Origin of the sequence: Paraburkholderia sediminicola (assembly GCF_046026855.1) — a bacterium.
In the GTDB taxonomy this organism is placed as follows: Bacteria; Pseudomonadota; Gammaproteobacteria; order Burkholderiales; family Burkholderiaceae; genus Paraburkholderia; species Paraburkholderia sediminicola_A.
In genome coordinates this window covers 1-618 of sequence record NZ_JAQQET010000105.1, presented here as the reverse complement: position 1 = coordinate 618, position 618 = coordinate 1, and the positions used below count along the sequence as shown (strand labels likewise).

General features: G+C 63.1%; 1 protein-coding gene. It reads left to right on the top strand.

The features are described 5' to 3' along the window. Positions 1 to 618, top strand: a 618-nt coding sequence (locus PQR40_RS39005; protein WP_408511286.1) for a GntR family transcriptional regulator, incomplete at both ends; no start/stop codon positions are given.

The following is a 618-nucleotide window of genomic DNA, read 5'->3' as shown; positions in this document are numbered from 1 at the left end:
TATGTCCGCCTGCGCGCATTGATCGTCGATGGCTCGCTTCGCCCCGGCGAAGCGCTTTCCGAACGCAGTCTCGCGGAGCGGCTCCAGGTTGGCCGCACGCCGATTCGTGAGGCGGTCAAATGGCTCGCGCGCGACGGTTTGCTTGAAATCGTGCCGATGCGCGGCACGTTCGTGCGAGAGATGTCGGTAAGCGATCTGCGCGAAATTCATGAAATGCGGATCGCGCTGGAGGGAATGGCCGCGTTCCTCGCGGCCCGTCATGGCTCATGCGCTTCGCTCGATGACATAGCCCAGCGGTTGCAAGCGCTTGCAGCGGGCGTGACGGGCGGCAAAGCACTCGACGTCGACGAAGCACAAAACGTCGGCTGGATGTTCCACGATGCCATGTTCGAATGCGCCGACAATCAACGCTTGCGGCAGAGCTATCGGAACTTGCGTGATCAAAGCGGGCTCGCGCTGCGGCGCGTCGAACGCTATAGCGCCGAGCGGACGAAAGAGGCGGTGCTCGAACACCTTGAGATTTGCGCGGCCATTCAGGCCGGCGACGGCGAGCAGGCGCGCCGGCTCGTCTATGGGCACCTTGAGCGGGCAATGCAGATTCGCCTGAAGTTTCTCGCG